This window comes from Streptomyces sp. NPDC047869 (assembly GCF_040704065.1).
Taxonomy (GTDB): Bacteria; Actinomycetota; Actinomycetes; order Streptomycetales; family Streptomycetaceae; genus Streptomyces.
Window position 1 is genome coordinate 1 of record NZ_JBEYRK010000003.1, and the last position, 24,383, is coordinate 24,383.

23 protein-coding genes are annotated in these 24,383 nt (G+C 69.8%); 7 read left to right on the forward strand and 16 right to left on the reverse strand.

Going from position 1 to position 24,383, the window contains the following annotated elements; translation table 11 throughout:
- Window positions 1-128: 128 nt before the first annotated feature.
- The 7 genes from AB0924_RS04740 to AB0924_RS04770 all read right to left on the reverse strand — a co-directional run bounded on the left by AB0924_RS04740 (window position 129) and on the right by AB0924_RS04770 (window position 5,102).
- The gene (locus tag AB0924_RS04740) at window positions 129-473 is read right to left on the reverse strand and encodes a hypothetical protein (protein ID WP_358931634.1); all 345 of its coding nucleotides are present in this window, start codon (window positions 471-473) and stop codon (window positions 129-131) included.
- Between the two features lie 221 nt (window positions 474-694).
- Window positions 695-1,009, reverse strand: coding sequence for a hypothetical protein (locus AB0924_RS04745; protein WP_366910645.1), 315 nt, complete (start codon window positions 1,007-1,009; stop codon window positions 695-697).
- 134 nt (window positions 1,010-1,143) lie between these two features.
- On the reverse strand, window positions 1,144-1,473 hold the full coding sequence (locus AB0924_RS04750) for a hypothetical protein (protein WP_366910646.1): 330 nt from the start codon (window positions 1,471-1,473) through the stop codon (window positions 1,144-1,146).
- 67 nt (window positions 1,474-1,540) lie between these two features.
- Window positions 1,541-1,798 carry a hypothetical protein gene (locus AB0924_RS04755; protein ID WP_358931317.1) on the reverse strand — a complete coding sequence of 86 codons (258 nt, stop codon included), beginning with the start codon at window positions 1,796-1,798 and terminating at the stop codon, window positions 1,541-1,543.
- Between the two features lie 198 nt (window positions 1,799-1,996).
- Window positions 1,997-3,409, reverse strand: coding sequence for a condensation domain-containing protein (locus AB0924_RS04760; RefSeq protein WP_366910647.1), 1,413 nt, complete (start codon window positions 3,407-3,409; stop codon window positions 1,997-1,999).
- Window positions 3,410-3,616: 207 nt separating this feature from the next.
- Window positions 3,617-4,159: a DoxX family protein gene (locus AB0924_RS04765; RefSeq protein ID WP_366910648.1), complete on the reverse strand. Its 543-nt coding sequence runs from the start codon at window positions 4,157-4,159 to the stop codon at window positions 3,617-3,619.
- 190 nt (window positions 4,160-4,349) lie between these two features.
- Window positions 4,350-5,102: a helix-turn-helix domain-containing protein gene (locus AB0924_RS04770; protein ID WP_366910649.1), complete on the reverse strand. Its 753-nt coding sequence runs from the start codon at window positions 5,100-5,102 to the stop codon at window positions 4,350-4,352.
- Between the two features lie 119 nt (window positions 5,103-5,221).
- Between AB0924_RS04770 and AB0924_RS04775 the strand changes: the two genes are divergently transcribed.
- The 5 genes from AB0924_RS04775 to AB0924_RS04795 all read left to right on the forward strand — a co-directional run bounded on the left by AB0924_RS04775 (window position 5,222) and on the right by AB0924_RS04795 (window position 9,580).
- Window positions 5,222-5,776 (forward strand): DUF2231 domain-containing protein, encoded by a 555-nt coding sequence (locus tag AB0924_RS04775; protein WP_366910650.1) that lies wholly within the window; start codon window positions 5,222-5,224, stop codon window positions 5,774-5,776.
- Window positions 5,777-5,857: 81 nt separating this feature from the next.
- On the forward strand, window positions 5,858-6,307 hold the full coding sequence (locus AB0924_RS04780) for a hypothetical protein (protein WP_366910651.1): 450 nt from the start codon (window positions 5,858-5,860) through the stop codon (window positions 6,305-6,307).
- Between the two features lie 387 nt (window positions 6,308-6,694).
- Window positions 6,695-6,934 (forward strand): ferredoxin, encoded by a 240-nt coding sequence (locus AB0924_RS04785; RefSeq protein WP_366910652.1) that lies wholly within the window; start codon window positions 6,695-6,697, stop codon window positions 6,932-6,934.
- A complete protein-coding gene (locus AB0924_RS04790) occupies window positions 6,931-8,325 on the forward strand; it encodes an FAD/NAD(P)-binding oxidoreductase (protein ID WP_366910654.1) in 1,395 nt (464 codons plus the stop codon). Before AB0924_RS04785 ends, AB0924_RS04790 begins: the two co-directional genes overlap by 4 nt.
- 13 nt (window positions 8,326-8,338) lie before the next feature.
- Window positions 8,339-9,580 carry a cytochrome P450 gene (locus AB0924_RS04795; RefSeq protein ID WP_366910655.1) on the forward strand — a complete coding sequence of 414 codons (1,242 nt, stop codon included), beginning with the start codon at window positions 8,339-8,341 and terminating at the stop codon, window positions 9,578-9,580.
- A gap of 184 nt (window positions 9,581-9,764) precedes the next feature.
- On the opposite strand, the gene AB0924_RS04800 is transcribed toward AB0924_RS04795, so the two are convergent.
- The 5 genes from AB0924_RS04800 to AB0924_RS04820 form a co-directional block, all read right to left on the reverse strand.
- Entirely contained in the window at window positions 9,765-10,700 is a 936-nt protein-coding gene (locus AB0924_RS04800; RefSeq protein ID WP_366910832.1) for a DUF5996 family protein, read from the reverse strand.
- A 349-nt stretch (window positions 10,701-11,049) separates the two neighbouring features.
- Window positions 11,050-12,384 (reverse strand): Dyp-type peroxidase, encoded by a 1,335-nt coding sequence (locus tag AB0924_RS04805; RefSeq protein ID WP_358931338.1) that lies wholly within the window; start codon window positions 12,382-12,384, stop codon window positions 11,050-11,052.
- Window positions 12,385-12,431: 47 nt separating this feature from the next.
- Window positions 12,432-13,511: a hypothetical protein gene (locus AB0924_RS04810; protein WP_358931340.1), complete on the reverse strand. Its 1,080-nt coding sequence runs from the start codon at window positions 13,509-13,511 to the stop codon at window positions 12,432-12,434.
- Entirely contained in the window at window positions 13,508-14,665 is a 1,158-nt protein-coding gene (locus tag AB0924_RS04815; RefSeq protein WP_366910656.1) for a DUF4331 family protein, read from the reverse strand. Before AB0924_RS04815 ends, AB0924_RS04810 begins: the two co-directional genes overlap by 4 nt.
- Window positions 14,666-14,779: 114 nt before the next feature.
- Window positions 14,780-15,304, reverse strand: a complete 525-nt coding sequence (locus AB0924_RS04820) for a hypothetical protein (protein WP_358931344.1) — start codon at window positions 15,302-15,304, stop codon at window positions 14,780-14,782.
- 319 nt (window positions 15,305-15,623) lie between these two features.
- On the opposite strand from AB0924_RS04820, the gene AB0924_RS04825 reads away from it, so the two are divergent.
- Both AB0924_RS04825 and AB0924_RS04830 read left to right on the forward strand, forming a co-directional pair.
- On the forward strand, window positions 15,624-16,145 hold the full coding sequence (locus AB0924_RS04825; RefSeq protein WP_358931346.1) for a sigma-70 family RNA polymerase sigma factor: 522 nt from the start codon (window positions 15,624-15,626) through the stop codon (window positions 16,143-16,145).
- 10 nt (window positions 16,146-16,155) lie between these two features.
- Window positions 16,156-16,944 (forward strand): hypothetical protein, encoded by a 789-nt coding sequence (locus tag AB0924_RS04830; protein ID WP_358931348.1) that lies wholly within the window; start codon window positions 16,156-16,158, stop codon window positions 16,942-16,944.
- Between the two features lie 360 nt (window positions 16,945-17,304).
- Here the strand turns inward: AB0924_RS04830 and AB0924_RS04835 are convergent, their stop codons facing one another.
- The 4 genes from AB0924_RS04835 to mrdA form a co-directional block, all read right to left on the reverse strand.
- Window positions 17,305-19,266, reverse strand: a complete 1,962-nt coding sequence (locus AB0924_RS04835) for a TIGR03960 family B12-binding radical SAM protein (protein ID WP_366910657.1) — start codon at window positions 19,264-19,266, stop codon at window positions 17,305-17,307.
- Window positions 19,267-19,336: 70 nt separating this feature from the next.
- Window positions 19,337-20,836: a CYTH and CHAD domain-containing protein gene (locus AB0924_RS04840; RefSeq protein ID WP_358931352.1), complete on the reverse strand. Its 1,500-nt coding sequence runs from the start codon at window positions 20,834-20,836 to the stop codon at window positions 19,337-19,339.
- Between the two features lie 53 nt (window positions 20,837-20,889).
- Window positions 20,890-22,089: a rod shape-determining protein RodA gene (rodA, locus tag AB0924_RS04845; RefSeq protein ID WP_358931354.1), complete on the reverse strand. Its 1,200-nt coding sequence runs from the start codon at window positions 22,087-22,089 to the stop codon at window positions 20,890-20,892.
- Entirely contained in the window at window positions 22,086-24,335 is a 2,250-nt protein-coding gene (gene mrdA, locus AB0924_RS04850; RefSeq protein WP_366910658.1) for a penicillin-binding protein 2, read from the reverse strand. The genes rodA and mrdA overlap by 4 nt, the downstream gene beginning before the upstream one ends.
- Between the last annotated feature and the right edge of the window lie 48 nt (window positions 24,336-24,383).

Sequence of the window (24,383 nt, forward strand, 5' to 3'; positions counted from 1 at the left end):
GTACTGACGGAGCACGGCATGGAGACGATGCGGAAGGTCGCGCCGCATCACGTGTCGTCGGTCCCCGACCCGCGGTCGGGGCACCGGGACTCGCCGTTTCCCCGGCGGACCGTCCGTGCCTACGGCGTTCAGAAGTCGACGTGCGGCTTCTTGAAGCCCTTGGGCAGCTGCGCCGTGTTGGAGCAGTCCACGACCTGCCCGGTGCTCGCGGACTCCTCGCCCGTGACCGCGCCCTCCGAGAACATCACGTGCGGACGGTCGGCCGGCGAGCAGTCCTGCTTCTGCTGGATGATGTGCGTGCCGTCCTTGTCGACACGGGAATCGTTCTTCTGGACGCACACGGTGCCGCCCTGTGCGGTGCTCTGGCAGCCGCCGGGGAGCCCGGAGGCGTGCGCCTGGCCGGCGCCGAGGCAGAGCGCGGCGAGACTTCCCACGAGCCCCGAGACGGTGGCCATCTTCTGTGCGGTGAACATGCGTTGCTTTCCCTCTCTCAAAACGACAGGCCCGGACGCCTGCGCCGGTGACCGGCGTGCGCCCGGGCCGATATCCCTGAACCGTGCCTTCGAAGGCCGGACTTGCCGTCCGGCGCACCCGTTGGCGGGACGCCCGTAGCCCGGGCGCGTGCCGTTACGGCCGGCGCGCGCCCGGGCTGTCTTCGCGGTGTCACCGGGACACCGCTGGACGGAGTACGTCGTTACTTGTCCTCGCCGTGCTCGCCGTGCTCGCCGTGCTCGCCGTAGCCCTGCTCGGGCTCGGAGCTCTTCTGCTCCTCCTGCGGCTCACCCTGCGACTGCTCCTCCTGCGGCTGGGCCTGAGACTGCTCCTCCGGCTGACCCTGCGGCGTGACGTAGTAGCCACCGCCGACGGCGACGGCGTTGGCCGAGGAGTTGGCCACAGCGCTGATCGACGGGGGCGCGTCGTTCTCGCCGGCGAAGCTGGCCCCGGTCCCGAGGACGGACAGTCCGGCCATCGCCGCCATCACGATTGCAGCGCGCTGAAACTTACGCATGGATAGACCCTTTCTTACCCGGACGGAACGCCCGGATCGACTACGTACCGTGAGGATATACACACACCGCGTAGTTGACGAGGATCTACACTCCCCATGTCGCGTCCGCAACTTCAGCGGCGGCCCACCGGCCCTCAGGGCGCCAGACCGAACAACCCCTTGTCACCGTCAGCCTCGTCGGGCTCCCCCGTCGTCGTGGGGGCACAGGTGATCTCGGGCCCGAGCCGGGTGACCCCGGCGCCGACGGCGGCGGGCAGGCTCACGGGCTGCACCGGCGAGCAGGTCTCCTGATGGGGGATGACGCCCCCCTCGGGCACCACGCCCGTGATCCGCTGCGAACAGCTGATGTTGCCCTGGAGGTCGGGCGCACAGGGCGCCGGACCCCCTGCGGCGAACGCCGGAGCGACGCCGGCGCAGGCCACGGCGAGGCCGCCGACGAGCCCCGAGACAGCCGCGATCTTCATCCTGCTGAACATGTGTTGCGTCTTTCTCTGCGGGGGGCGCCCGGGAACCGGCCGCACCGGGCCGGACTCAGCCGTGGAACGCGTTGTTGTGCAACGCGGTGTTGTACTGGCCGCAGGTGGTGTCCAGGGTGCCGGCGATCCCGAGCACACCGACCGGGATGCTGCTCTCGGCCACCGTCTGCGGGCTGCACTCCTGGTAGGGGCGGTAGGAGTCGGACACCTTCGGCCCGTTGTCGGGGGTGTCGGCGACCGCCGTGCCGACGCCGACGGCGGACAGGCCACCGGCCGCCAGTGCTGCGATCACGACCTGCTGGAACTTGCGCATGGAACCCTCGGTCCTTTGCCTGAACAACGAAATTGATTGCCTAGCGTGACTGGCCAGACACTAGCAGTAGCGATACGGGACATTCCACATCGCTGGTCCCGCCGGGAACGGATGGCCCCCCAGGGGTCACCGCGGGGACGTCAATTGACCGCATACGGCGCCCGGTTGCCGAACTCGGGTGCGATCGGCGGAAGTTCGTCAGAGGAAGGCCGGCTCCGCGACCCGCAGGCGACCATGGGCGGGCACGGAGAGGATCAGGTCCCGCAACGCCTCGACGTACAGCCGTACGTTCTTGTAGGCGACCTCGGTGTCCGGGTAGCGACAGGCGAACCACAGTCCCTCGTGCAGCCGGTTGACCCAGGCGCACACCTGGTCGCCGTACGACACCCGGATCAGCCCGTACGCGTTCTGCTCGGCCCAGCGGTCCGATCCGGGAGTGAGACGGGCGTCCACGAACGAGATGATCGAGTACATGTCGGGCGAGGTCGGGCGGAAGTCCGCGCCCAGCAGGCGCAGTACGCGGGCCAGCGGGATGCGTGCCAGCGACCGGTTGGCCTTCAGCTCCGCGCGGACCGTGGCGAGCGCGCCGTCGAAGTCCCGCGCCGCGGGCACCTCGATCGGGGCGCCGCCGACGTACCAGCCGACGGAGTCCGACCACGCGGACTTCAGCCGGGTGTGGAACGGCACGACCGTGCGGTATACCGGCTGCCCGCCCAGCTCGTGGACGATCAGGCTCGTCGCGGCCAGAACGCCCACCAGGCTGCCGCCGTAGGGCCTGCAGTACGCCTCGAACGCGGCGGCGGCGTCCGCGTCGACGAGCGGCTCGCACACCAGCTTCTGCGTCGGCAGCGCGTCACCGGGCCGCAGCCCGAGGTCGACGGGGAACTCCGGGAGCCTCCCGTCGCACCGGCCGATGAACTCCCGCCAGCGGTCGACGATCGCGTGCGTGTCGTCGATCCCGTCCGCACTCGTCCGCTCCTGCTCGCAGAAGTCGACGTAACTGCCGGGGGGCGGGCCGGCCGCGGGCCGCCCCGTGACGTCCGTGGAGTACAACTCCCGGATCTCGTCGGGGATGCGCTGGAGCGAGTAGGCGTCGACGTTGGTGTGGTCGAAGGCCATGTACACGCTGGTGGAGTCCTCGCGGACGACCGCCGTGTAGATGAGGTTCGGCCAGCCGAGCGCGTCCGCCGCCACGTCGAATCGGTCCTGCAGGTACCGGATCAGGGCATTGGTGTCGGCGAAGTCGCCGACCACCTCCCGGTGCAGGGACACGTCGACCTCGTCGAGGGTGAACCGGTGCATCTCCTCCTCGGCCCACCGGAAACCGCTGCGCAGCGTCTCGTGACGCAACGTCCAGCCGCGCAAGGCCCGTTCCAGCGCGTCGAGATCGGCCGGCCCCGGCAGATCGAAGGCGGTACCCAGCCAGGTCGGTACGAACAGTCCGTCCTCCCGCACCGAACGGGCCGTCCTGATGTGCGACTCCTGGATGTACGCCGGCGGCCGCGGGTCGGGCGGCAGCACTGCCGCGGCCTGGACGGTCGCAGGGCTGAACGTCCATTCGACGAGTCGTCCGGGCCGGACCTCGCAGCGCTGGATGTCAGAAATTCGCACGGTGGCGTCTCCTTCGCAGAAGACACCAGCTTGGTGAAGGGGGCGCCGTGCGCGAGCGGCGGCCGCCGTGTCGCCGTCATTTCAGCGGGACGTGTGACGCGTCGAACGGCGAAGCGATCATGCGGAGTTCACCGCCACGGTGCGCGACCGGTCCAGGTCCGGTGACCCGGGCGTTGCGCCGCGCCGGGGGCGAAGGCCGGTGCGGGTTCACAGGCTCAGCGTGATCGCGGCGCCGAGGCCGCCCAGGCCGAGGGCGAAGGCCGCCTCCTTCCAGCCGCCTCCTCCCCAGACGAAGAGGCGGTCGACGGCCAGCCGGCCAGGACCGATGGCGGCCACGGCCAGGGCGACGACCGCGATGCAGACGCTGTATTCCACACCGCCGTCCGCTTCCCACAGGCCATGAGCGCCGGTGACCGTGGCCATCGCGTTGATCATGACACCGATCAGGGCGGCGGCGGCCAGCGGCGTCAGCAGTCCGAGAGCCAGACCCAGGCCGCCGAGGAACTCGGACAGACCTCCGATCACGGCGTAGAGCCTTCCCGGGCGATAGCCCAGGCCCGCGAAGCCCTTGCCGGTCGCGGTGAGGCCCGGGCCCCCGAAGAGCCCGAAGAGTTTCTGGGCCCCGTGGGCGGCCATCAGCAGGCCGAAGGCCAGCCTGATGAGCAGCAGGCCGGCATCGGCGGCGGTGACGGGACGCGCCACCGTTTCCGCGGAACGTTCAGGGCGGTTCAGTATGCGCTTGGTCAACATGGCAATACTCCGGTCGGAACGCCGGAACGGGCGTCTTCCCCCAGCTCGGACGGATACCGAGCAACCGGTGACGGGTGGGCTCCGCGCGGGCGGCGGAGCACGCTCCCCCACACGATCCTTGCGCCGGGAGCGGCAATCGGGCATCCGGGCGGCGGCCCGGGGACGGACGGGCGGGCGGCCCCGCCTCGCCTCAGTGGTCCCGGACCGGCCGGCCGTCGCCGTCGTGGCCGCCGGGGCCGAGTCGCACGCAGCACTCCCCGGGCTCGGGTGCCAGGACGGCCTCGACTCCACCGATCTGAAGGCCGTCGAGGCAGCCCTTGAGGAAGGCGTGGTTCATGCCGCACACCAGATCCGGGGCCTTCGCGGCCAGCGGGTGGAACGGGCAGTTGCGCAGCCGCAACAGCGTGGGGGTGTCCCGGACGGGTTCGTAGCCGTACTGGTCCAGCAGGCGCTCGCACGCGGTCAGCCCACGCTCGGGGCCCAGCCGGCCCGGCCGGGTCTCCTCCCGCGCGGCCTCGCCCAGCTCCCGGCCGCGCCGCTCGGCGGTCCGGACCGCCGCCTGCGCGGCGCTCTCGTCCGCGCCCTCGGTCAGGACGGCGTCCAGCAGCAGATCCGCCAGGAGTTCGTGCCGGCGGTCGGGGATGCTCACGGTGATCTGGGCGCCGGTGGGCTCGTACACCTTCGGCTGCCTGCCGACCTTGCGGATCGCGCCGGGCGTGCCGTACCGCGCCCGCAGCAGGCCGGCGTCGACGAGCTTGTCGAGGTGAAAGGCCGCGAGCTTGCGGGAGATACCGACGCTGGCGGCGGCCTCGTCGCGGGTGACGGCGCGGCGGGCACGCCGGATGAAGGCGAACATGCGCCTCCGCGAGTCCTCGCTCAGGACGCTGACGGAGTCGATGGCGCTGTCGGCCGCGTCGGCCCGGGCGCTCGGATCGGAAGCCACCCGACCACAGTAACTCCCATCGCCGTGGGCACAAGCGTTCTTCACTCGTCGTGGGCTGTAGGTCTTGACTCCCTCCCGCAATAAGACCAAGCTTTGTTGGTGAAATAAAGGAGGTTGCGATGACCCCTGAGCCACAGCTTCAGGCGAAGCGCCCGGTCAGCGCCCCGCTCGCCGGCCCCTACGGCCACCCGTTCCACCCGATGCTGGTGACCGTGCCGATCGGAGCCTGGGTGACCAGCCTGGTGTTCGACATCGCGTCCCACGTCGTGCACCGTCCGGGCTTCCTGACCCAGTCCTCGCAGTGGCTGATCGCGGTCGGCGTGATCGGCGCCCTGCTGGCTGCCATGGCCGGATTCCTGGACCTGTTCGCGATCCCCGCCGGCACCCCGGCCTTCCGCACCGCCCTGGTGCACATGACGCTCAACCTGCTGGTGACCGCCGCCTACGCCGTCAACTTCCTGTGGCGCCACGGCGAGCACACCGGCGGTGGGAGCGTCGCGACCGGACAGCTCGTCCTGTCCGCGCTCAGCGTCGCGGCCCTGGGTGCGTCCGGGTTCCTCGGCGGCAAGCTCGCCTACCGCTACGGAGTCCGCGTCGCCGACGAGACCACCCAGGCCGAGGGATACGCATCCCACCGCGGCCCCGGGAGCAGCCACACCCGCACCCCCGTCTGACCCGGCCCCGCCCCTTCCCGCCACCGCGGCCGGGCCGGACCACCGGCCGTCGCCGCCACCGATCTCATCCGGGAGTTCCCCATGGACATCGCCGCACTGATCACCTGGGTGGTCACCGCTCTGGGCGGCTTCTACATGCTCGGCACATGGATCCAGCGCGGCGGCCTCCGCCAGCAGCGGACCGGTACCAGCCGCCTGCCCGCACCGGTCGTCCTCGGGCACTTCGCCCTGGCCGCGATGGGGCTGGTCGTATGGATCATCTATCTCGTGGCCGACCGGACCGCCCTGGCCTGGACGTCGTTCGGCCTGCTCCTGCCCGTCGCCCTGCTGGGCTTCGTGATGCTGGCCCGCTGGCTCCCCGTCCACCGCGCCGGCGCCGGGGCGCAACCGGCCGCGGCGGGTCGGGCGGCCGAGGCGACCGTCCCCGCCGAACGGCACTTCCCGGTACCTGTCGTCCTGGCCCACGGCCTGTTCGCCGTGGCCACCCTCGTCCTGGTCCTGCTGACCGCCCTGGGCGTGGGGGGCGCCTGACACGGTCGGTGACCGCGCCGGCCGGCGCGCGGATCCACCCGCCGTCCCACCGGCCGTCGGCAGAGGATCAACGACACGACGTCGCCCCGACCGCAGGGGCACGCGGCGCGGGAGTGAACACTGCGCCCGGTGTGCGGGCGATATGCGCCGGAGCTAGGCTTTTCTCACGGCAGGGTCAGGTGCTCAGGGCGGTTTCGCAGGCGCCCTTCGCCCTGTTCGCGACGATCAATTCCTGCTGCGGAGACCCGACGAGCGCGGTGCGCCCCCTCGCGGTTCGCAGGGGTGGCCGGCGGCCGCACTCTCCTCATCGAGTTCGTCCCGCGCTGTGCGTGCCGCGGTGGCACCGGCTCCCAGGGTCCGCAGTTCGCAGTCCCTGTGGAGGTCGGGATGAGAATTGTCGTTGATCTATCCCGGTGCCAGGGGTATGCGCAGTGCGCGTTCCTGGCTCCGGAGGCGTTCCGGATGCACGGCGAGGAAGCGCTGATGTACGACCCGCAGCCCGACGACGCCCGCCGGGAACAGGTGCTGCGCGCCGCGGCGGCCTGTCCGGTCCAGGCGATTCTGGTCGACCAGCTGGAGGGACGGCGCGAGGTCCGGGACGTACCGGTGGAGGCGTCGGCATCATGACCAGCGCCGATACCCTGCGAGCGTTCAAGCGCGACGGCCGCATCGTGGTCGTCGGGGCGTCACTGGCGGGACTGCGGGCCGCGGAGACCCTGCGCGACGAGGGTTTCACCGGCTCGCTGACCATGATCGGTGACGAGCGGGGCGAGCCCTACGACCGCCCGCCCCTGTCCAAGCAGGTACTGACCGGGTGGGTCCCGGCCGGCAACACCACGCTCCCCCGACGCCGTGACGTCGACGCCGAGTGGCTGCTGGGCGTACCCGCGAGCGGGCTGGACCTGGCGGCCAACCACGTGTGTCTCGCCGACGGACGTGAGATCCCCTTCGACCGGGTACTGATCTCCACCGGCGTGCGGGCCCGGCCCTGGTTCGTCGAGAGCGAGGCCGCCCTGGACGGCGTGTTCGTCCTGCGTACGCGGGAGCACGCCGAGGCGCTGCGGCAGGCCCTCGCCGCCGGCCCCAACCGCGTGCTGGTCATCGGTGCCGGATTCACCGGCTCCGAGATCGCCTCCATCTGCCGGGAGCGGGACATCCCGGTCACCGTCGCCGAGCTCGCGCCGTCCCCCCTCGTCGGGGCGCTCGGCGCCATGATCGGCGAGGTCGCGGCGGACATGCAGCGCGCCCACGGCGTCGATCTGCGCTGCGGAGTCAAGGTCACCCGGCTCGAGGGCGACGCGCAGGGGCATTTCCGCCGGGCCCACTTCGACGACGGCAGCACGGTCGACGCCGACGTGGCCGTGGTGGCACTCGGAGGCATCCGCAACACCGAGTGGCTGCGGGGCTCCGGACTGGCGGCCGGTGTGTGGGGCATCGCCTGCGACACGGGCTGCCGCGCCCTCACCCTCGACGGCCTGATCACCGACGACATCTTCGCCGCCGGGGACGTGGCACGCTGCCCGAACCCGGTCTACGAGTACCGGCTGATCTCGCTGGAGCACTGGGCCAACGCCGTGGAACAGGCCGAGGTCGCGGCGCACAACATGGTCAGCGGCCAGGCGGACCGCTGGCCCCACCTGACCCTGCCGGTGTTCTGGTCGATCCAGTTCGGCGTCAACATCAAGTCCGTCGGCGTGCCGACCTTCGCCGACGAGGTCGTCGTCGCCCAGGGGTCGGTCGCCGACCGCCGTTTCGTCGCCGCGTACGGCTACCGGGGCCGCGTCACCGCGGCCGTCACCTTCAACAACGCGAAATGGATCGACCACTACCGGCGGCTGATCGAGACGGCCGCTCCGTTCCCGCCGCCGGGCCCCACGCCCGATCAGCCCCTCGACATGAAGCCCGTGCCCGTCGACTTCCCCGGACCCCAACTGCTCGCCCAGGGCGCCACCGTGGTCGTCACCGGTCACGACCCGGGCGAACGGCGGGTCACGGCCGCGCAGCAGCACCACCGGTAGGAGGGAGAGCGAGATGACCACGACCGAGGCGGCACCCGACACGCTGCGCCGGATCCTCGACTACTCCTCCCGGGCCGACCCGTACCCGCTGTACGCCGAACTGCGCCGGACCCCGGTGGCCCGGCAGGAGGACGGCAGTTACGTCGTCAGCACCTACCGCGAGATCGCGGACCTGCTGCACGACCCGCACCTGAGTTCCGACGTCCGCAATCTGACCCGCCCGATGCCCTCGGCCGAGGGATCCACCACGCCGGCGTTCATCAACATGGACCCGCCCGAGCACGATCGTCTGCGGCGCATGGCGATGCGCCACTTCGGCCCCCCGCACACCCCCGGGCTGGTGGCCGGCCTGGACCCCGTCCTGTCCGCCATCGTCGGCGACCTGATCGACGACTGCGCGGGCAAGGAAGAGATCGACATCGTCGACGACTTCGCCTACCCGTTCCCCGTCACGGTGATCTGCCACCTGCTCGGCGTGCCACGCGAGGACGAACCGCGGTTCCGACTGTGGGTGAACGACATCATCGACGCGATCGCCTACGACCCGAAGACCGACCCGAAGGAGAAGCTGGAAAAGGGTCTGCAGGCCCGGCAGGACCTGCGCCAGTACCTCGGCGGCCTGCTGGAGCAACGCCACGGCCGGCCGGGAGACGACCTGTTGGCACGGCTGGCCAACGACGACGGTCCGGACGGGCGGATGACCGACGAGGAGATCGTCTCCACCGCCAACCTGCTGCTCATCGCCGGCCACGAGACCACCGTCAACCTCATCACCAACGGCATGCTCACCCTGCTGCGCCACCCGGAAGTGTTCCAGCGGCTGCGCGACGACCCCGGCCTGGTCGTGCCGCTGGTCGAGGAACTGCTGCGCTACGAGCCCCCCGTGCACATCATTCCGTGGCGGGCGGCGTACAGCGACATCACCGTCGCGGACACCGCCATCCCCAAGGGCTCGCAGATCATGCTCATGCTGGCCTCGGGCAGCCGTGACCCGGACCGCTTCCACGAGCCCGACCGCTTCGACCCCGACCGCCGGGACAACCAGCACCTGGGCTTCGGCAGCGGCATCCACCTGTGCTTCGGCGGCCCGATGGCCCGGCGGGAGACCCAGATCGCGCTGACCGAGCTGGTACGCCGGCTCGACCGGCCCCGGCTGGTCACCGACCCGCCGCCGTACCGCCGCAGCCCTATCCTGCGCGGCCCGATCCACCTGCGCGTCGCGCAGGGAGACGGCGTGCTCCCCACGGACACGTGAACCGAAGCCCCGGACAAGGCACCCCGCCCGTACAGGGAGGGGGCTCAACAGGCTGTCGCTGTCGTCGGCTCAGTGCGGGTGGCCGGTCGAAGCCGGCGCCGGACCCGCTTTCTTGACCGTCAGGGGCAGCAGGCGGGACACCCTTTACTGACCGCGCTCGACCGTCGGACTTTCCGGATCGGGGTCAGATCCGCCGGATCGCGTCCGTGATGCCCCCGGGGCACGCGAGCGTCGCGATGTCCCATTCGGCACGTCCGGCGCCGGCCCGGTAGGCGCTTTCGTAGAACGCGAGGACGGCGGCACGGGGATCGGTCTCGACGCGGGCCGCGTCGTAGCGCAGCACGGCGAGGTGGTTGTCGCCGCGCGGGACCCACCGCGCGGACGCGGGGCTGAGCGGCTCCCCGGCCAGGCCGGCGGGCTCGGGGGCGGTATACGAGTAGAAGGCGGGCTCGGTGAAGGTGTCGTCGCCGAACCAGAAGCCGAAGCTGATCACTTCCCTGGAGTACGCCTCCCGGGTGACCGGGTCGGCCTGCCGGGGCTGGTCGATCTGTCGCCCGGAGAACCGGCTGTGGGCGATGTCGAAGGTGTGCCAGAAGTGGTGCACCGGGCTGCTCTTTCCCGAGTAGCCCGCCGCGAACTCCTCCAGCACGGACGCCACCTGGCTCAGGACCCGCCAGTAGCGGTTGGCGGCCGGCGGATCGTAGGTCGCGTGCTCGGTGTCCTGGGCGAACGGCCGGCCGGCGTCGGGCAGGTCGAAGGGCCTGGGAATGGCGATGTCCACCCGGACGCCCAGCGCGGTCAGCGCGTCCAGGGTCGCGTCGTGGAAGGACGCGACGGACTGGCCGGGAAGCGGGAAGGACCGCTCTTCGCCGTCCAGCGTCGCGACGATGAGCCGGTGGTCGACGAAGTCGAAGTCGATCGTGAAGATCGGATTCCCGTCGACCTGACCCATCGGACGCGTGGTGATGCCCCGCCCCGTGACATGGAACGGGACGTTCCACCAGTGGTTGCGCCGGGCGCTGGCCGCCAGGCGGATCTTGCCGACGATCTGTTCGAAGCGGTGCAGGGTCTCCTTGGTGTCCCGCCACTGCGTCAACGGCATCGGTGGGAATAGCTCCATCACGGTCCCATGATGACCTCGTGGGCGACGTCCGGCACCCGCACCGGATGGCCGGAGGCATCGCCGCACCGGAGCTGCGGCACCGACAGCGCGCCCGCGCCGAGGACCGCGTGCGCGCCGCTCGCGCCACCGGCTACGCAAGCTCCCGCGCCATGACGCCGCCCTGCCTCCCGGCAGCGGAAGGGCCCCTGCGTTCCCTGCTGCGCACGAGGCCCGACCGGCTACTTGTTGACCACGGTCAAAGGCAGGAGCTTCTTGCCCGTCGGACCCACCTGGATGTTCGTGTCCATGGCCGGGCAGGACTGCGTCCACAACCAGACCCCCCAGGTCCCCCTGAGTTCACGCCGGCTCAGGAGCCGAGGTCGGCCATCCAGCGCAGTGCGCTAAGGCTCGGCAGGAAGAAGTAGTCACCGCCGCGCGTGGTGACGAAGCGCTCGACGCCGTGCAGGCGACGCCGGACGGGGTGCTGCGGGATCGTGAAGATGCCCGAGCCGTCGTTGTCACCGGTGAGCAGGTCCTTCTCCACGTCCAGTCCGGTGAAGTTGCCGTCGTTGAACCATTGCGACTTCACGAACTCGAACTGGCGGTTGAGGTGCGCGTTGACGGCGATGAACACAATGCCGCGGTCGGCGCCGTCGTCGTCCAAGGTGCCGACGGGCAGCGGCGGCCCGTAGCTGGTGCTCCGCCGAATCAGCCGGTGGAGGTCGACGTCACCGATGATCTCCGAGTCACGCGGATTGGCACGCCTGGCGTGGGCACCGTGCGGGCAGACCGCTCCACGCGGATCAGATGCGTAGTCGAAGTCGTTGTTGCGCTGCTCGTCCGCGCCCAGGTCCGGATCATCCGACTCGGGCGCGAGGATCAAAGGGGCACCACTCGGCCAGCGCCCCACGATCTTCGCGGCGAGCAGAGACTCCTCTTCCGAGCTTTTGGCGTTGTCATGGAGATACCGCCGGAAGGCGGCCACGCGCGTGTGCAGCTTCCGCCAGACCACGAAGGTGCCGTTGCGGCCCAGCACGCCCGGCTCCGGCATCGGCGGCAGGTTTCCCGTCTCGTCCGGATAGCCCAGCACGAACTCGCCCGCCTTGAGGACGGGACCGCCACCGGGCGGGTTCTCGGCTCCGCTGCCCTCCACCGCGGGATTGCTGATGCCGTCCTTGTAGCCGAAGCTGGTGCGTCCCGAGGCCAGTTGGTAGAGATCTTGCCGGTACACCACCTGAACGCCGGGAAGCTGCGTGCGCGCCTGCCGCGCCCGTTCGAGTACGACCGCCAGGGACTCCTGGTCGGCAGCGATGAGGGACAGCACGATGTGCACCTGGCCGGTGCCGAAGGGCGGCTCCCAGTGCGCGGGCGCGCTCTCGCCGGTGTCTCCCAGGAACTCGGCCCGTGCCGCCATACCCTGCCGGAACTCCTCCGGGAAGCTGTTCAGAGAGGTCTGCGGCACCTGGAGCGCTTCGAGCCCCCGGTACGTCACCGCGACGTTGAGAAGCGCCGGCAGGGGCGGCTGCCACCAGTTGGCGGCGGAATCGACCAGTCCGGCCAGGCGTCCCATCAACTCACGGCCGGCACCGGGGTCGTCCACCCGCAGCAGGATGTGGGTGCCGACGTACGGGGACGGCCGGGTACGCAGCACGATGCCTTGGATGTCGTCGAGTTGCAGTGGTGGGCCTTCAACCGTCGCCATCTCGTCCCCTCGGTCGAGCGTTGGGCGATTTGTACCAACCACAGGCACTATTGGCGCTGTCCGACACGGCATCTCGCGCGATCGACGAGCGCCCGGGCACGTGGAGTGGGTCGATGTGCGAGGTTCTGGAGCGACAGCCGAAGTGCCCGCCGAGGATCGCCGCCTACGGTCAGCCAGAACTCGGCCGCGTGATCGACGTACGCCTCGGGGTGGCGCGCCATCAGCTCCTCGTAGCGCGCGGCTGCCTGCGCTCGCCAGAACCGGGCCTCCGCCGACGCCCCGCACCCGCCCAGGAGGCGGGCGAGCCCGGTCGCGTACTCGGGGTCGTCGCTGACGAGGACCAGTCGCCGCAGCCGCTCCACCGCCGCGGCCCTCCTCCCCCCGACGGCGTCGGCCTCGGCGAGGTGCCCCAGAGCCGGAGCATAGGACGGCAGGCGGGCGACGGCCGACTCCAGCCAGGTCCGCCCCCTGGCCGGATCGCCCCGCACCAGCCACATCCGCCCGCACTGGAATTCGAGGATCGCCAGGGGAAAGGGACTGACCCCGCGATACGCGTGTCTCGCCGCCAGGAACCACGTCTCGGCCTCCGCTGCCTCATCTGCCTCTTGCACTGCACCGCCGTTCTCGGCGTGGCAGCGGGCCATGGCAGCGAGGGTCCCGAAGTCCCGCTGTCTCGACAACGCCCGTCGACACAGCGCGAGCGCCTCGCCGTACCTCCCGACCGCCTGGCAGACCGCTGCACGCTCCCCGTCGACGGTGCGCCGGTCGAGTCCCAGAACGGCCGCTGCCTCCAGATCGTCCAGCGCCGACGCGAACCGGTGGAAATGGGCCGCCACTCCGGCGCGCGCCAGGAGCGCGCGAGGATCGCCCGGCGCCCGGTCCACGAACACGTCGGCCAGCGCTGCCGCGCGCTCGGCCTCGTCGATGCGGCCCCCCACGTGTCCACGCAGGGCGGTCAGCTCCACCAGCTCACCCCAGCCGCCGGCGGTGAGCCCTCCCGGCACCGCCCGCGCTGCCAGACCTTCGATACGTGCGTCCAGGTTGCCCATGGCGATGACACCGGCCGTCGTGCGCGGCCCGCTCGCGAGGTCGCCTCCGGCAGGAGAAGCTGCGGTGACGCCGCTCATCTGTTCGCCGGAGCCTTCGGGATGGTGGTCGCCTGCTCGGGCGGGTGCGGGTTGGCCGGTGCCAGGTACGGGAAGTCGCGCAGCGCCGGAACGGTGCCGTCGACGCCGTCGCTCACGTGCGGGCCGTGTCCCGCGTTGACGATCAGCGTGTAGAGCGTGTCGATGACGTCGTCGTTGAGCGACCGGCCACCGCAGGACGTGTACTCCCGGCCCTCCAGCAGGGCCCGCTCGATCTCGAAGAAGCTGTCCTCGGCGTACGGCTTGGCAGCATCCACTACCAGGAAGTCCGCGAGAAGCAGTTCCGTCAGCGGATGTGTCCCGTCCGGCTGTGTCGTCCAGTCCAGCTTGCCGTCGAGACGGTCGAAGAAGCCCAGGTTGGCGTTGAGCCGTGAGCGATAGGCGTCCAGGTAGGTCGGACCCAGCCGGAAGGGGTCTTCCTCGTTGTAGAGATCGCGCAGGTCCACGATCTTGTTTGCGCTGTCGACCCCGTTCTCCGACATGAGGATGTTCTTGACCTCGGGACGGCCCAGGCGTTCCAGCCGCACGGGATACGGCCCGAGCGTGACGGTCTCCGCCGCGACGGCGAAGACGCTGCCCGCGGCCGGCCCGAACACCCTGGCGGCATCGAGTTCCGCCACGAAGGTCAGGACGTCGTTGCCCTCCAGCAGGTTGGTGCCCTGCGACACAAAGGCGAGCCGCCCGCTCGCCCGCGTCTCCACCTCCTTGGTCACGTCCATGAAGAAGGGATCCAGCCGCAGCCCCGCGTAGCAGCGCACATCGCCGCCCTCGCCGCCCTGCTCGTCGTTCACCAGGAACGACACCGATGCCCCGCTCGGCAGCACGCATGTTCCCCGCTGCTCCGACCGCCCGTCCTCATCCGGTGCGTCCGGAGCCGAAAAAGTGCACGTGAGCGCGAATTCGTCGGAGCCGACATCGAAGAGGGCTCCGGAATTTCCCAGGGGCACGGACACCGGGCGGACGCGAAATCGATAACTGGCGGCGTCCGAGAACAGGGCTCCGGGCCGGGCGTTGGGAAAGACATCGAGGACGAGGACGAGCCGACCGGGCCGGGAGGGGCTGGGAAAGGCGTAGAGGTCGGTCAGGTCTATGGCCGGATCGGCCACGGCGCGGGTGCCGGAAAGATGGTCGGACATGGTGCTGCGACCTCCGCTGACGGGGCCCGGCCGACACCGCGCGCCGTTGCCGGGCCACCTGGTGGTGCCCAGGCACCACGGCCACGGCTACAGCACCTGGACGCAAGACTGCTACTAGGCGGACGCGGTATCCAGCAGCGTGTTGAACGCCTGCGTGACCCTCTGAGCCTTGGCGGTGTCCTCGACGGTCATGCTCGGATTGGAGGCGTACCACATGTCGGCCTCCACGATCTTCGGCGCCAACCAGTCGACGATGCCAGGATCGCTCGCCCCGGGGTAGCCCTCGACGACACCCTCGAACATCTCGTCGAACCACTCTCCGGCGTTGGCGAAGATGTCAGCCATGTACGGCTTGAAGTCGCCGTCATAGGTGACCGCGCCTACGACCTGAGTGTCATTGTTGATGAACGTGACGCGGAAGTCGTGGACCGTGCCGACGAGCTTTTCGTAGTGAAAAGCATCTTCCTGGATCTTGGCGGCGTTCTGACGGAATCGCTCCGCCCCGCCCGGCGTGGCATCGAGGACAACGGTGATCTCCGCCACCTCCCCAACGCGCTTGCCATATCCGTCGGGCTGCCTCGCCACCTTCGGAGTCGCGTCCGCCGGAGTCGTCGACCCCGCAGAACTCTGTGTCGTCATGACTCCCTCTCCCTTTGATCGTTCATCGGCTGATCCGCGTTCCATCCTCCCGAACGCGTCCGCACAGCCCCCAAAGCAAGCTTTGTCGCCCTCCAGGACGACGGCAAGACGATCACGACCTGCGGGTTCAAGGTGGATCACCCCCGCACGCCGACGGAAAAGGCGGCCGTAACCTTGCCCGGGTGTGGAGCTTCGACTCAGCTCTAAGCCGCGGCGGCGTTGCCCGAGCCACCGAGGGCCGGCACAAATTTCTTCGAACTCTCGCGTTGCACCTTCACGGGTGGTGGACACGTAGGGGCGGAAGTAGCGAGAGGAAGCCATGGCCATCGACAGCGAGGACGAGTTCACCGATGCCTACCGCGCTCATTACGAGGACGTACTGCGTTTCGTCCGCCGGCGTGCTCATCCCATGAACGTGGACGACATCGTCGGTGAGACGTTCCTCGCCGCGTGGCGTCGCCGCCACGAGCTGCCGGAGGACCCACGTCCGTGGCTCTTCGGCACCGCCCGCAACGCGATGCTCAACGCCCACCGCGGGCAGCGCCGCCAGACGGCTGTCGCGGTACGTGTCATGGAGAACGGCGGCGAGGACAACTACGACGGTCTGGCCCGGGCCGAGGACCGGATGGACCTGGTAGCTGCCTGGCGGCAGCTGTCGGCCGTCGACCAGGAAGTACTGGCGCTCCATGTGTGGGAAGGCCTGACGGACCGGGACGCCGCCACCGTGCTCGGCTGCTCACGCGCGGCCTACACGATGCGGCTGTCCCGCTCCAAACGCCGCCTGGCCAAGCTGTTCGGCCCGACCGGTCGAACCACCCCCGCTCCGGCTCCGGCGCACTGAAGGAAGAGACGTGAACGATCACGAGAAGAACCCCCGGTTGCTGGCCGCTCTGGACGCTGCTCCCGTCCGCGAACTGACCGAAGCCGAAAGCAACCGTAAGGAACATCTGTTGCGCACCGTGATGAGTGATGCCACGCCCGTATCGCAGCCGGCCGCTCCGCCCCACCGTCGTCGCCCGTGGCTCTGGGTGGCAGCAGGCGCCGTCACCGCCACCGCGGCGGTGGCCGTCATCGCCCAGGCCCCGCACGGCGCGTCCGGCTCGGGTCCCCTTCCCGCGGCGGAACTCGCCGGTTGGACCGGCACCCCGAGTCGTCCGTCGGCCGCCTCACCGGAGGCCACCGCCGCCGAGAAGTGGTGCGTGAAGGCGCTGGGCAGCGACTACTCGGGCAAGCCCGTCTCATACGCCAACCTGGACGTGCGCGGCACGATCACCTCTGTGGTCGTCACCGATGGGAAGACCATCTCCTACTGCCTCGCTGACAAGACCGGCCACGGCATGGCCGAGGTGATCGACCCGGTCAAGAAGCTCCCCGGCAACGCGATCGAGGTGGACTCGGCCGGCGGCCACGGCGAGAACAGCACCGGCGTGAACTACCTCGTGGGCTCTGTGGGCTCCGATGTCAGGGCCGTGACCCTGCACGACGGCGGCCGCACCATCGAGGCCACCATCCAGAACAACCGGTTCACCGCCTGGTGGCCGTCCGCCGAACCGTCAGGCAGCGCCGAGAAGGTCGACATCACACTCAAGAACGGCTCCACCCGGACAGTAACCGGCGACTCGATCTTCCCGAAGGACTGAAGAACCGGCACCGTCGCCCACACCGCCTCCATCAGGCGTCGAGTCGTCGGTGACCGACCCGGTTGATGACGGAAACAAATGCCAGGAGCCCCGGACCAAGATCGGTCCGGGGCTCCCTCCTGCCATCAGGAGCGGGGCTTCAGGCGAAGCCGTCACGTGCGCCTGCAGGCTTCTCAGACCCACTCCACCTCGGAAACGATGTACGGGGTACTTCCAGGGCCCGGCAGAGGCGTCCGAGGCGATGCAAGTGGCGTCGGCGGGCGAGGACTCGAAGCACCGGCAGCAGCCAACACCGCAGCCATATCCTCCTCACTCACCCCCGCCAGCGCCTCAATCACCCGATCGAGTGCCCCGCCCACCTCAGTGCGCGTGACCACTCGAAGCCGGCGTCGGACCAGCGTTCTTGACCGTCAGGGGAAGCAACTTCTTGCCGGTCGGGCCGATTTGTATGGCCGTGTCCATCTGCGGGCAGACGCCGCAGTCGAAACAGGGCGTCCAGCGGCAGTCGTCGACCTCGGTCTCGTCGAGCGCGTCCTGCCAGTCCTCCCAGAGCCAGTCCTTGTCCAGGCCGGAGTCGAGGTGGTCCCAGGGGAGGACCTCCTCGTAGGTGCGCTCGCGGGTGGTGTACCAGTCGACGTCCACGCCGAAGGAGGCGAGGGCCTTGTCCGCGCACGCCATCCAGCGGTCGTAGGAGAAGTGCTCGCGCCAGCCGTCGAAGCGGCCGCCGTCCTCGTAGACCGCGCGGATGACGGCGCCGATACGGCGGTCGCCGCGGGAGAGCAGGCCCTCCACGATGCCGGGCTTGCCGTCGTGGTAGCGGAAGCCGATCGAGCGGCCGTACTTCTTGTCGCCGCGGATCTTGTCGCGGAGCTTCTCGAGGCGGGCGTCGGTCTCCTCGGCGGAGAGCTGGGGCGCCCACTGGAAGGGGGTGTGGGGCTTCGGTACGAAGCCGCCGATCGAGACCGTGCAGCGGATGTCGTTCGACCGGGAGACCTCGCGGCCCTTCTGGATCACGTGGGTCGCCATGTCCGCGATCTGCAGGACGTCGTCGTCGGTCTCCGTCGGCAGGCCGCACATGAAGTACAGCTTCACCTGGCGCCAGCCGTTGCCGTAGGCCGTGGCGACGGTCCTGATCAGGTCCTCTTCCGAGACCATCTTGTTGATGACCTTGCGGATGCGCTCCGAGCCGCCCTCGGGGGCGAAGGTGAGGCCGGAGCGGCGGCCGTTGCGGGTCAGTTCGTTCGCCAGGTCGATGTTGAAGGCGTCGACTCGGGTGGAGGGCAGCGAGAGGCCGATCTTGTCCTCCTCGTACCGGTCGGCCAGTCCCTTGGCGATGTCACCGATCTCGGAGTGGTCCGCCGAGGACAGGGAGAGGAGGCCGACCTCCTCGAAGCCCGTCGCCTTCAGGCCCTTGTCGACCATGTCGCCGATGCCGGTGATCGAACGCTCACGCACCGGACGGGTGATCATGCCGGCCTGGCAGAAGCGGCAGCCGCGGGTGCAGCCGCGGAAGATCTCGACCGACATCCGCTCGTGGACGGTCTCGGCGAGCGGGACCAGGGGCTGCTTGGGGTAGGGCCACTCGTCCAGGTCCATGACCGTGTGCTTGGAGACACGCCACGGGACGCCGGACCTGTTGGGGACGACACGGCCGATACGGCCGTCGGGCAGGTACTCCACGTCGTAGAACGCGGGGATGTAGACGCCGCCCGTCTTCGCCAGACGGAGGAGGACCTCCTCGCGGCCGCCGGGGCGGCCCTCCGCCTTCCACTCGCGGATGACGCGGGTCATGTCGAGGACGGCCTGCTCGCCGTCGCCGATGACCGCCGCGTCGATGAAGTCGGCGATCGGCTCCGGGTTGAAGGCCGCGTGGCCGCCGGCCAGGACGATCGGGTCGTCCAGTCCGCGGTCCTTCGACTCCAGGGGGATGCCGGCCAGGTCCAGCGCCGTCAGCATGTTGGTGTAGCCCAGCTCCGTGGAGAAGCTGAGGCCGAACACGTCGAACGACTTCACCGGGCGGTGGGTGTCCACGGTGAACTGCGGGACGCGATGCTCGCGCATCAGCGCCTCGAGGTCCGGCCACACGCTGTAGGTGCGCTCGGCGAGGACGCCCTCCTGCTCGTTGAGTACCTCGTAGAGGATCATGACGCCCTGGTTGGGCAGTCCGACCTCGTAGGCGTCCGGGTACATGAGCGCCCAGCGGACATCGCACTCGTCCCAGTTCTTGACGGTGGAGTTGAGCTCTCCGCCGACGTACTGGATCGGCTTCTGCACGTGGGGGAGCAGAGCTTCGAGCTGCGGGAAAACCGACTCGACAGGCATCTCGCGAACCTTCATGAGCTGACAGGGGTGACCATTCAGCGTAACCCGCCCGGAGGGCTCCCCCGTACGCTCAGACGGACGCCCCCGACTTGATCTTCGCCCACAGGCCCGGCAGCTCGGCTTCCGCCGCCGCCGCGCGCCGCTCCTCCCGGCCGTAAAGCAGGCCGTACGTGAAGGTGCTCTCCCCCGCCGCGTGGGCGACCGCGGCGAACTCGCGCAGGATGTGGCGGGCCATGACGCTGTCCTGGTGGTCGCCCAGCAGGGAGGTGAGGGACTTCATCGACTTGGCCAGGGATTTGGCCGGAGCGCCGAGGGCCGGGATGGCGGCCTCGGCGGCGTAGCGGGTGCGCTTGGCCTTCTTGCGGGCCTCGTGCAGGGCGACGTCGCGCTCCTGGCCGGGTGGCAGGTCGAGCGCGTGGGTGATCAGGCGGGTGACCTTGGCGAGGTCCTTGCGTACGGCCTTGGCGAGCACCTTCGCGGGCTTTTTGCCGGCCTTGCCGCGCAGTGGCGGGTCGGCGAGGAGGGCGTCGAGGGTGTCGAGCAGGGCCTGGTAGCGGGCGGAGTCGAGGATGGCGATGAGATGGCCGCGGGTGCTGCTGTGCCGGGCGTCGGCCCAGGAGGCGAGCCGCTGGGGCACGGGACCGAGGACCAGCTCGGACGGGAGTTCGTCCAGGGCGGTGCTGAGGCGCTCTGCCAGTACTTCCTGGTCGCGGTCGGCGCCCAGCTCGCGGGCCAGCCATTTCAGCTCGCTGGCGACCGGGGTGGTGACGGCGGGGTCGAGGACCGTGCCGAAAGTGCGGAAGGTGCTGCGCATACGGCGGGTCGCGACCCGCATGCGGTGCACGGAGTCCGGTATGTCCCGGCGGACGGCCGGGTCGCGGTCGAGGATCTCGTCGCGTTGTTCGCGCAGGTAGGCGAGGACGTGGTCGCCGGCGGTCACGGGGGGTGCGGGCTCGGCGGGCCGGGTGCGGGTGCCGCCGGTCCGCTCCAGCGCGCGGGCCAGCTTGGACGGTGAGGTGGACGGGCGTACGCCCGCCTTGCGCAGGCGTTTGTCGACCTTGTCGAGGAGGGCCGGATCGGCGTCGTCGGCCAGCTCCACCTCGATCTCGGTCCACCGCGTGGTGCCGCCGGCCCGGTTGAGCCGTTCGGCGGTGACCGTGTCGACGCTGGCCTCGGCCAGCAGTGTGCCGTCGGCGTCGACCAGGTGGCGTACGTCGCGGGCGGAGCGGAGCCGGACGACGGGGACCAGTTCGGCGGCCCGGACCCGGGAGCGGACCAGGGCGGCGAGTTCCTCGGGAACGGTGTCGGACAGCGGTGCCCTGATCTCGTCGCGGACACCGGGGGCGACCGGGAATTTCAGATGCCAGCCGTCGTCCGAGCCGCCGGTGCGGCGGCGCAGCGTGAGGGAGGCGGCGGCCAGGCGTTCGTCGGCGGTGTCGTAGTAGGTGGCGTCCAGCTCGACCAGGCCCTTGTCGAGGACGTCCGCCACCTTGCCGACGCCCGTCAAGTCAGGGAGCCCGCCCTCATCGGCTTCGTACTTGCGCTCGATCTCGCGTTTCGTATCCGCCATGAACAGAATCTAGCCGCGATGGGCCTGCTCAGTCCCCTTTCGTGCGGTCGGATTCACGCGGACATCGGACGTTGCACCTTGATGGACTGCAGGAGGCCGACGGCGATCCATACCGCGAACATCGACGTGCCGCCGTAGGAGACGAAGGGCAGGGGCAGGCCGGTGACGGGCATGATGCCGAGGGTCATGCCGATGTTCTCGAAGGACTGGAAGGCGAACCAGGCGATGATGCCGGCGGCGACGATCGTGCCGTACAGCTCGGTGGAGTCGCGGGCGATGCGGCAGGCGCGCCACAGCAGGATGCCGAGGAGGAGGATTATCAGTCCGGCTCCGATGAAGCCGAGTTCCTCGCCGGCGACGGTGAAGACGAAGTCCGTCTGCTGTTCGGGGACGAACTGGCCGGTGGTTTGCGAGCCATGGAAGAGGCCCGCGCCGGTGAGGCCGCCGGAGCCGATGGCGATGCGGGCCTGGTTGGTGTTGTAGCCGACGCCGGCCGGGTCGAGGTCGGGGTTGGCGAAGGCGGCGAAGCGGGCGATCTGGTACTCGTCCAGGACGTGCAGCTGCCAGACGGCGATCGCGCCGACGGTGCCGGCGGTGATCAGGCCGAAGACCCAGCGGTTGGAGGCGCCGGAGGTGAGCAGGACGCCGAGGATGATGACCACCATGACCATGACCGATCCGAGGTCGGGCATGAGCAGCACGATGAGGATGGGTACGGCGGCCAGGCCCAGGGACTGCAGGACCGTGCGGTGGTCGGGGTACTTCTTGTCGCCGGCGTCCACGCGGGCCGCGAGCAGCATGGCCATGCCCAGGATGATCGTGATCTTCACGAACTCCGAGGGCTGGAGCGAGAAGCCGCCGCCGAGCACGATCCAGGAGTGGGCGCCGTTGACGGTGGAGCCCAGCGGGGTCAGCACGGCGAGGACGCCGAAGACGGACAGGCCGTAGAGGATCGGCACGGCGTTGCGCAGGGCGCGGTGGCCGAGCCAGAGCGTGCCGATCATCAGGACGAGTCCGATGCCGGTGTTCATCAGGTGCCGGAGCAGGAAGTAGTACGGGTCGCCCTGGTTGATCTCGGTGCGGTTGCGGGTGGCCGAGTAGACCAGCAGGGAGCCGATCCCCGAGAGGGCGAGTGCCGACAGCAGTATCGGCCAGTCGAGCCGGCGGGCCAGTGAGTCGCGGGCGAAGAGTCTGGTCCAGCCGGCCCGCTCGGGTCCGTAACCGGAGACGGAGAAGCTGTTGGCGCTGGTCATGTGAGCATCCTCCGGCTTCCCCTCCTGCGGTGGCGCCTGCGGGTGTCGCGGTTGCCCGTGGTGGGCGAGGGCGAGGTGGCCGGGGTCTGGCCGTCGTCGTTGCTGGGGTTGTCCTGCTGGGAGGCCTCGACGTCCTTGGCCGGGTCGCCGGCGACCTTCGGGGAGGCGATGGTGCCGTCGGCGCGGACCTTGGGCAGGCTCTTCTGCGGTTCGGGCAGCAGTGCCTTCTTGTTGTCGATGGAGCCGTCGCCGCCGACGCCGTAGAGCGCGCTGTAGATGTTGCGCACGGCCTCACCGGAGGCTCCGGAACCCGTACCGGCCTGGGCGATCGTCATGATCACCGTGTAGTCCTTGGAGTAGGTGGCGAGCCAGGAGGTGGTCTGCTTGCCGTAGACCTCGGCGGTGCCGGTCTTGGCGTGCAGCGGGATCTTGTCCTGGGGCCAGCCGCCGAACTTCCAGGCGGCGGTACCGCGGGTGATGACGCCGGCGAAGGCGTCGTTCATGCCCGCGAGGGTGGCCTTGGTGACCGGCAGCCTGCCGTTCTTCTTCGGCTTGATCTCCGTGACCGTCTTGCCGTCCGCGCTGATGACCGCCTTGCCGATGGTGGGCTGGTACATGGTGCCGCCGTTGGCGACGGCGCCGTAGATCGCGGCCTCCTGGATGGGGGTGACCAGGGTGTCGCCCTGTCCGATGGAGTAGTTGATCGAGTCGCCCTCGCGCATCTTGTTGCCCTCGAGGCAGTTCTCGTACGCGATCTTCTCGACGTAGCTGCCGTCCTTCTTGCCGGACTTGCACCAGGCGTCCTTGTTGGCCTTCCAGTAGTCCTGCTTCCACTGGCGGTCCGGGACGCGTCCGGTGACCTCGTTGGGGAGGTCGATGCCGGTCTCCTTGCCGAGGCCGAACTGATGGGCGGCCTTGTAGAAGTAGTCCTTGGGCTTGCCCTTCTTGGGGTTGATGCCGCCGTCGCGCTTCCACTCCTTGTCGGCGAGACCGTAGAAGACGGTGTCGCAGGAGACCTCGAGGGCGCGGCCGAGGGAGATGGGGCCGAAGTTCTCGCCCTCGAAGTTCTTGAAGACCTGGCTGCCGACGGAGTAGGAGCTGGTGCAGGGGTAGCGGCCGTCGAAGGGGTAGCCGGCCTCGACCGCAGCGGCCGTGGAGACCACCTTGAAGGTCGAGCCGGGCGCGGCCTGGCCCTGGATGGCCCGGTTGAGCAGCGGGTAGTCGGAGTTCTTGCCGGTGAGGGCCTTGTAGTCCTTGGCGGAGATACCGCCGACCCAGACGTTCGGGTCGTAGGTCGGTGCGGAGGCCATGGCCACTATCCGGCCGGTCTTGGCCTCCATGACCACGACGGCACCGGAGTCCGCCTTGTAGTTCTCGCCGGTGATCTTGTCGTACTGCTGGCGGGCGACCTTCATCGCCTTGTCCAGCTCGTACTCGGCGACGCGCTGCACCCGGGAGTCGATGCTGGTGACCAGGTTGGAGCCGGACTCGGCCGCGTCGGACTGGGCCTTGCCGATGACCCGGCCGAGGTTGTCCACCTCGTAGCGGGTGACGCCGGCCTTGCCGCGCAGCACCTTGTCGTACTGACGCTCGAGGCCGGAGCGGCCGACCATGTCGGAGCGCAGGTAGGGCGAGTCGGTGTCCTTGGCCTTCTGGATCTCCTCGTCGGTGACCGGCGAGAGGTAGCCGAGGACCTGGGAGGTGTTGGACTTGCCCGGGCCCGGGTAGCGGCGCACGGCCTCGGGCTCGGCGGTGATGCCGGGGAAGTCCTCGGCACGCTCGCGGATCTGCAGGGCCTGCTTGGCGTTGGCCTCGTCGGTGATCGGGATCGGCTGGTAGGGCGAGCCGTTCCAGCAGGGCTGGGGGGTCTCGGCGTCGCACAGCCGGACCTTGCGCATGACGTCGGCGGGCTTCATGCCGAGGACGCCGGCCAGCTTGGTGAGGACGGCCTTGCCGTCGTCCGCCTGCTTGAGCAGATCGGTGCGGGAGGCGGAGACGACCAGGCGGGTCTCGTTGTCGGCGAGCGGCACGCCCCGGGCGTCGAGGATGTCGCCGCGGACGGCGGGATCGACGACCTGCTGGACGTGGTTGCCGGAGGCCTCCTTCTGGTACGCGGCGCCCTCACGGATCTGCAGGTACCACAGGCGGCCGCCGAGGGTGCCGAGGAGGGAGAGGACGAGGATCTGGATGACGACGAGGCGGATCTGGACCCGTGGGGTCCGTCCGGTCTCGGGAATGTTGGTCACTGCGGCTGTCTCCCCCTCTCAGTGCGCTGACGTGTGTGCGCCGACGAA

Coding starts and splice junctions, on each gene's coding strand:
- AB0924_RS04740 (WP_358931634.1), bottom strand. CDS start 473: ATGTTCACCGCACAGAAGATGGCCACCGTCTCGGGGCTCGTGGGAAGT.
- AB0924_RS04745 (WP_366910645.1), bottom strand. CDS start 1,009: ATGCGTAAGTTTCAGCGCGCTGCAATCGTGATGGCGGCGATGGCCGGA.
- AB0924_RS04750 (WP_366910646.1), bottom strand. CDS start 1,473: ATGAAGATCGCGGCTGTCTCGGGGCTCGTCGGCGGCCTCGCCGTGGCC.
- AB0924_RS04755 (WP_358931317.1), bottom strand. CDS start 1,798: ATGCGCAAGTTCCAGCAGGTCGTGATCGCAGCACTGGCGGCCGGTGGC.
- AB0924_RS04765 (WP_366910648.1), bottom strand. CDS start 4,159: ATGTTGACCAAGCGCATACTGAACCGCCCTGAACGTTCCGCGGAAACG.
- AB0924_RS04775 (WP_366910650.1), top strand. CDS start 5,222: ATGACCCCTGAGCCACAGCTTCAGGCGAAGCGCCCGGTCAGCGCCCCG.
- AB0924_RS04780 (WP_366910651.1), top strand. CDS start 5,858: ATGGACATCGCCGCACTGATCACCTGGGTGGTCACCGCTCTGGGCGGC.
- AB0924_RS04785 (WP_366910652.1), top strand. CDS start 6,695: ATGAGAATTGTCGTTGATCTATCCCGGTGCCAGGGGTATGCGCAGTGC.
- AB0924_RS04790 (WP_366910654.1), top strand. CDS start 6,931: ATGACCAGCGCCGATACCCTGCGAGCGTTCAAGCGCGACGGCCGCATC.
- AB0924_RS04795 (WP_366910655.1), top strand. CDS start 8,339: ATGACCACGACCGAGGCGGCACCCGACACGCTGCGCCGGATCCTCGAC.
- AB0924_RS04800 (WP_366910832.1), bottom strand. CDS start 10,700: ATGGAGCTATTCCCACCGATGCCGTTGACGCAGTGGCGGGACACCAAG.
- AB0924_RS04805 (WP_358931338.1), bottom strand. CDS start 12,384: ATGGCGACGGTTGAAGGCCCACCACTGCAACTCGACGACATCCAAGGC.
- AB0924_RS04810 (WP_358931340.1), bottom strand. CDS start 13,511: ATGAGCGGCGTCACCGCAGCTTCTCCTGCCGGAGGCGACCTCGCGAGC.
- AB0924_RS04815 (WP_366910656.1), bottom strand. CDS start 14,665: ATGTCCGACCATCTTTCCGGCACCCGCGCCGTGGCCGATCCGGCCATA.
- AB0924_RS04820 (WP_358931344.1), bottom strand. CDS start 15,304: ATGACGACACAGAGTTCTGCGGGGTCGACGACTCCGGCGGACGCGACT.
- AB0924_RS04825 (WP_358931346.1), top strand. CDS start 15,624: ATGGCCATCGACAGCGAGGACGAGTTCACCGATGCCTACCGCGCTCAT.
- AB0924_RS04835 (WP_366910657.1), bottom strand. CDS start 19,266: ATGCCTGTCGAGTCGGTTTTCCCGCAGCTCGAAGCTCTGCTCCCCCAC.
- AB0924_RS04840 (WP_358931352.1), bottom strand. CDS start 20,836: ATGGCGGATACGAAACGCGAGATCGAGCGCAAGTACGAAGCCGATGAG.
- rodA (WP_358931354.1), bottom strand. CDS start 22,089: ATGACCAGCGCCAACAGCTTCTCCGTCTCCGGTTACGGACCCGAGCGG.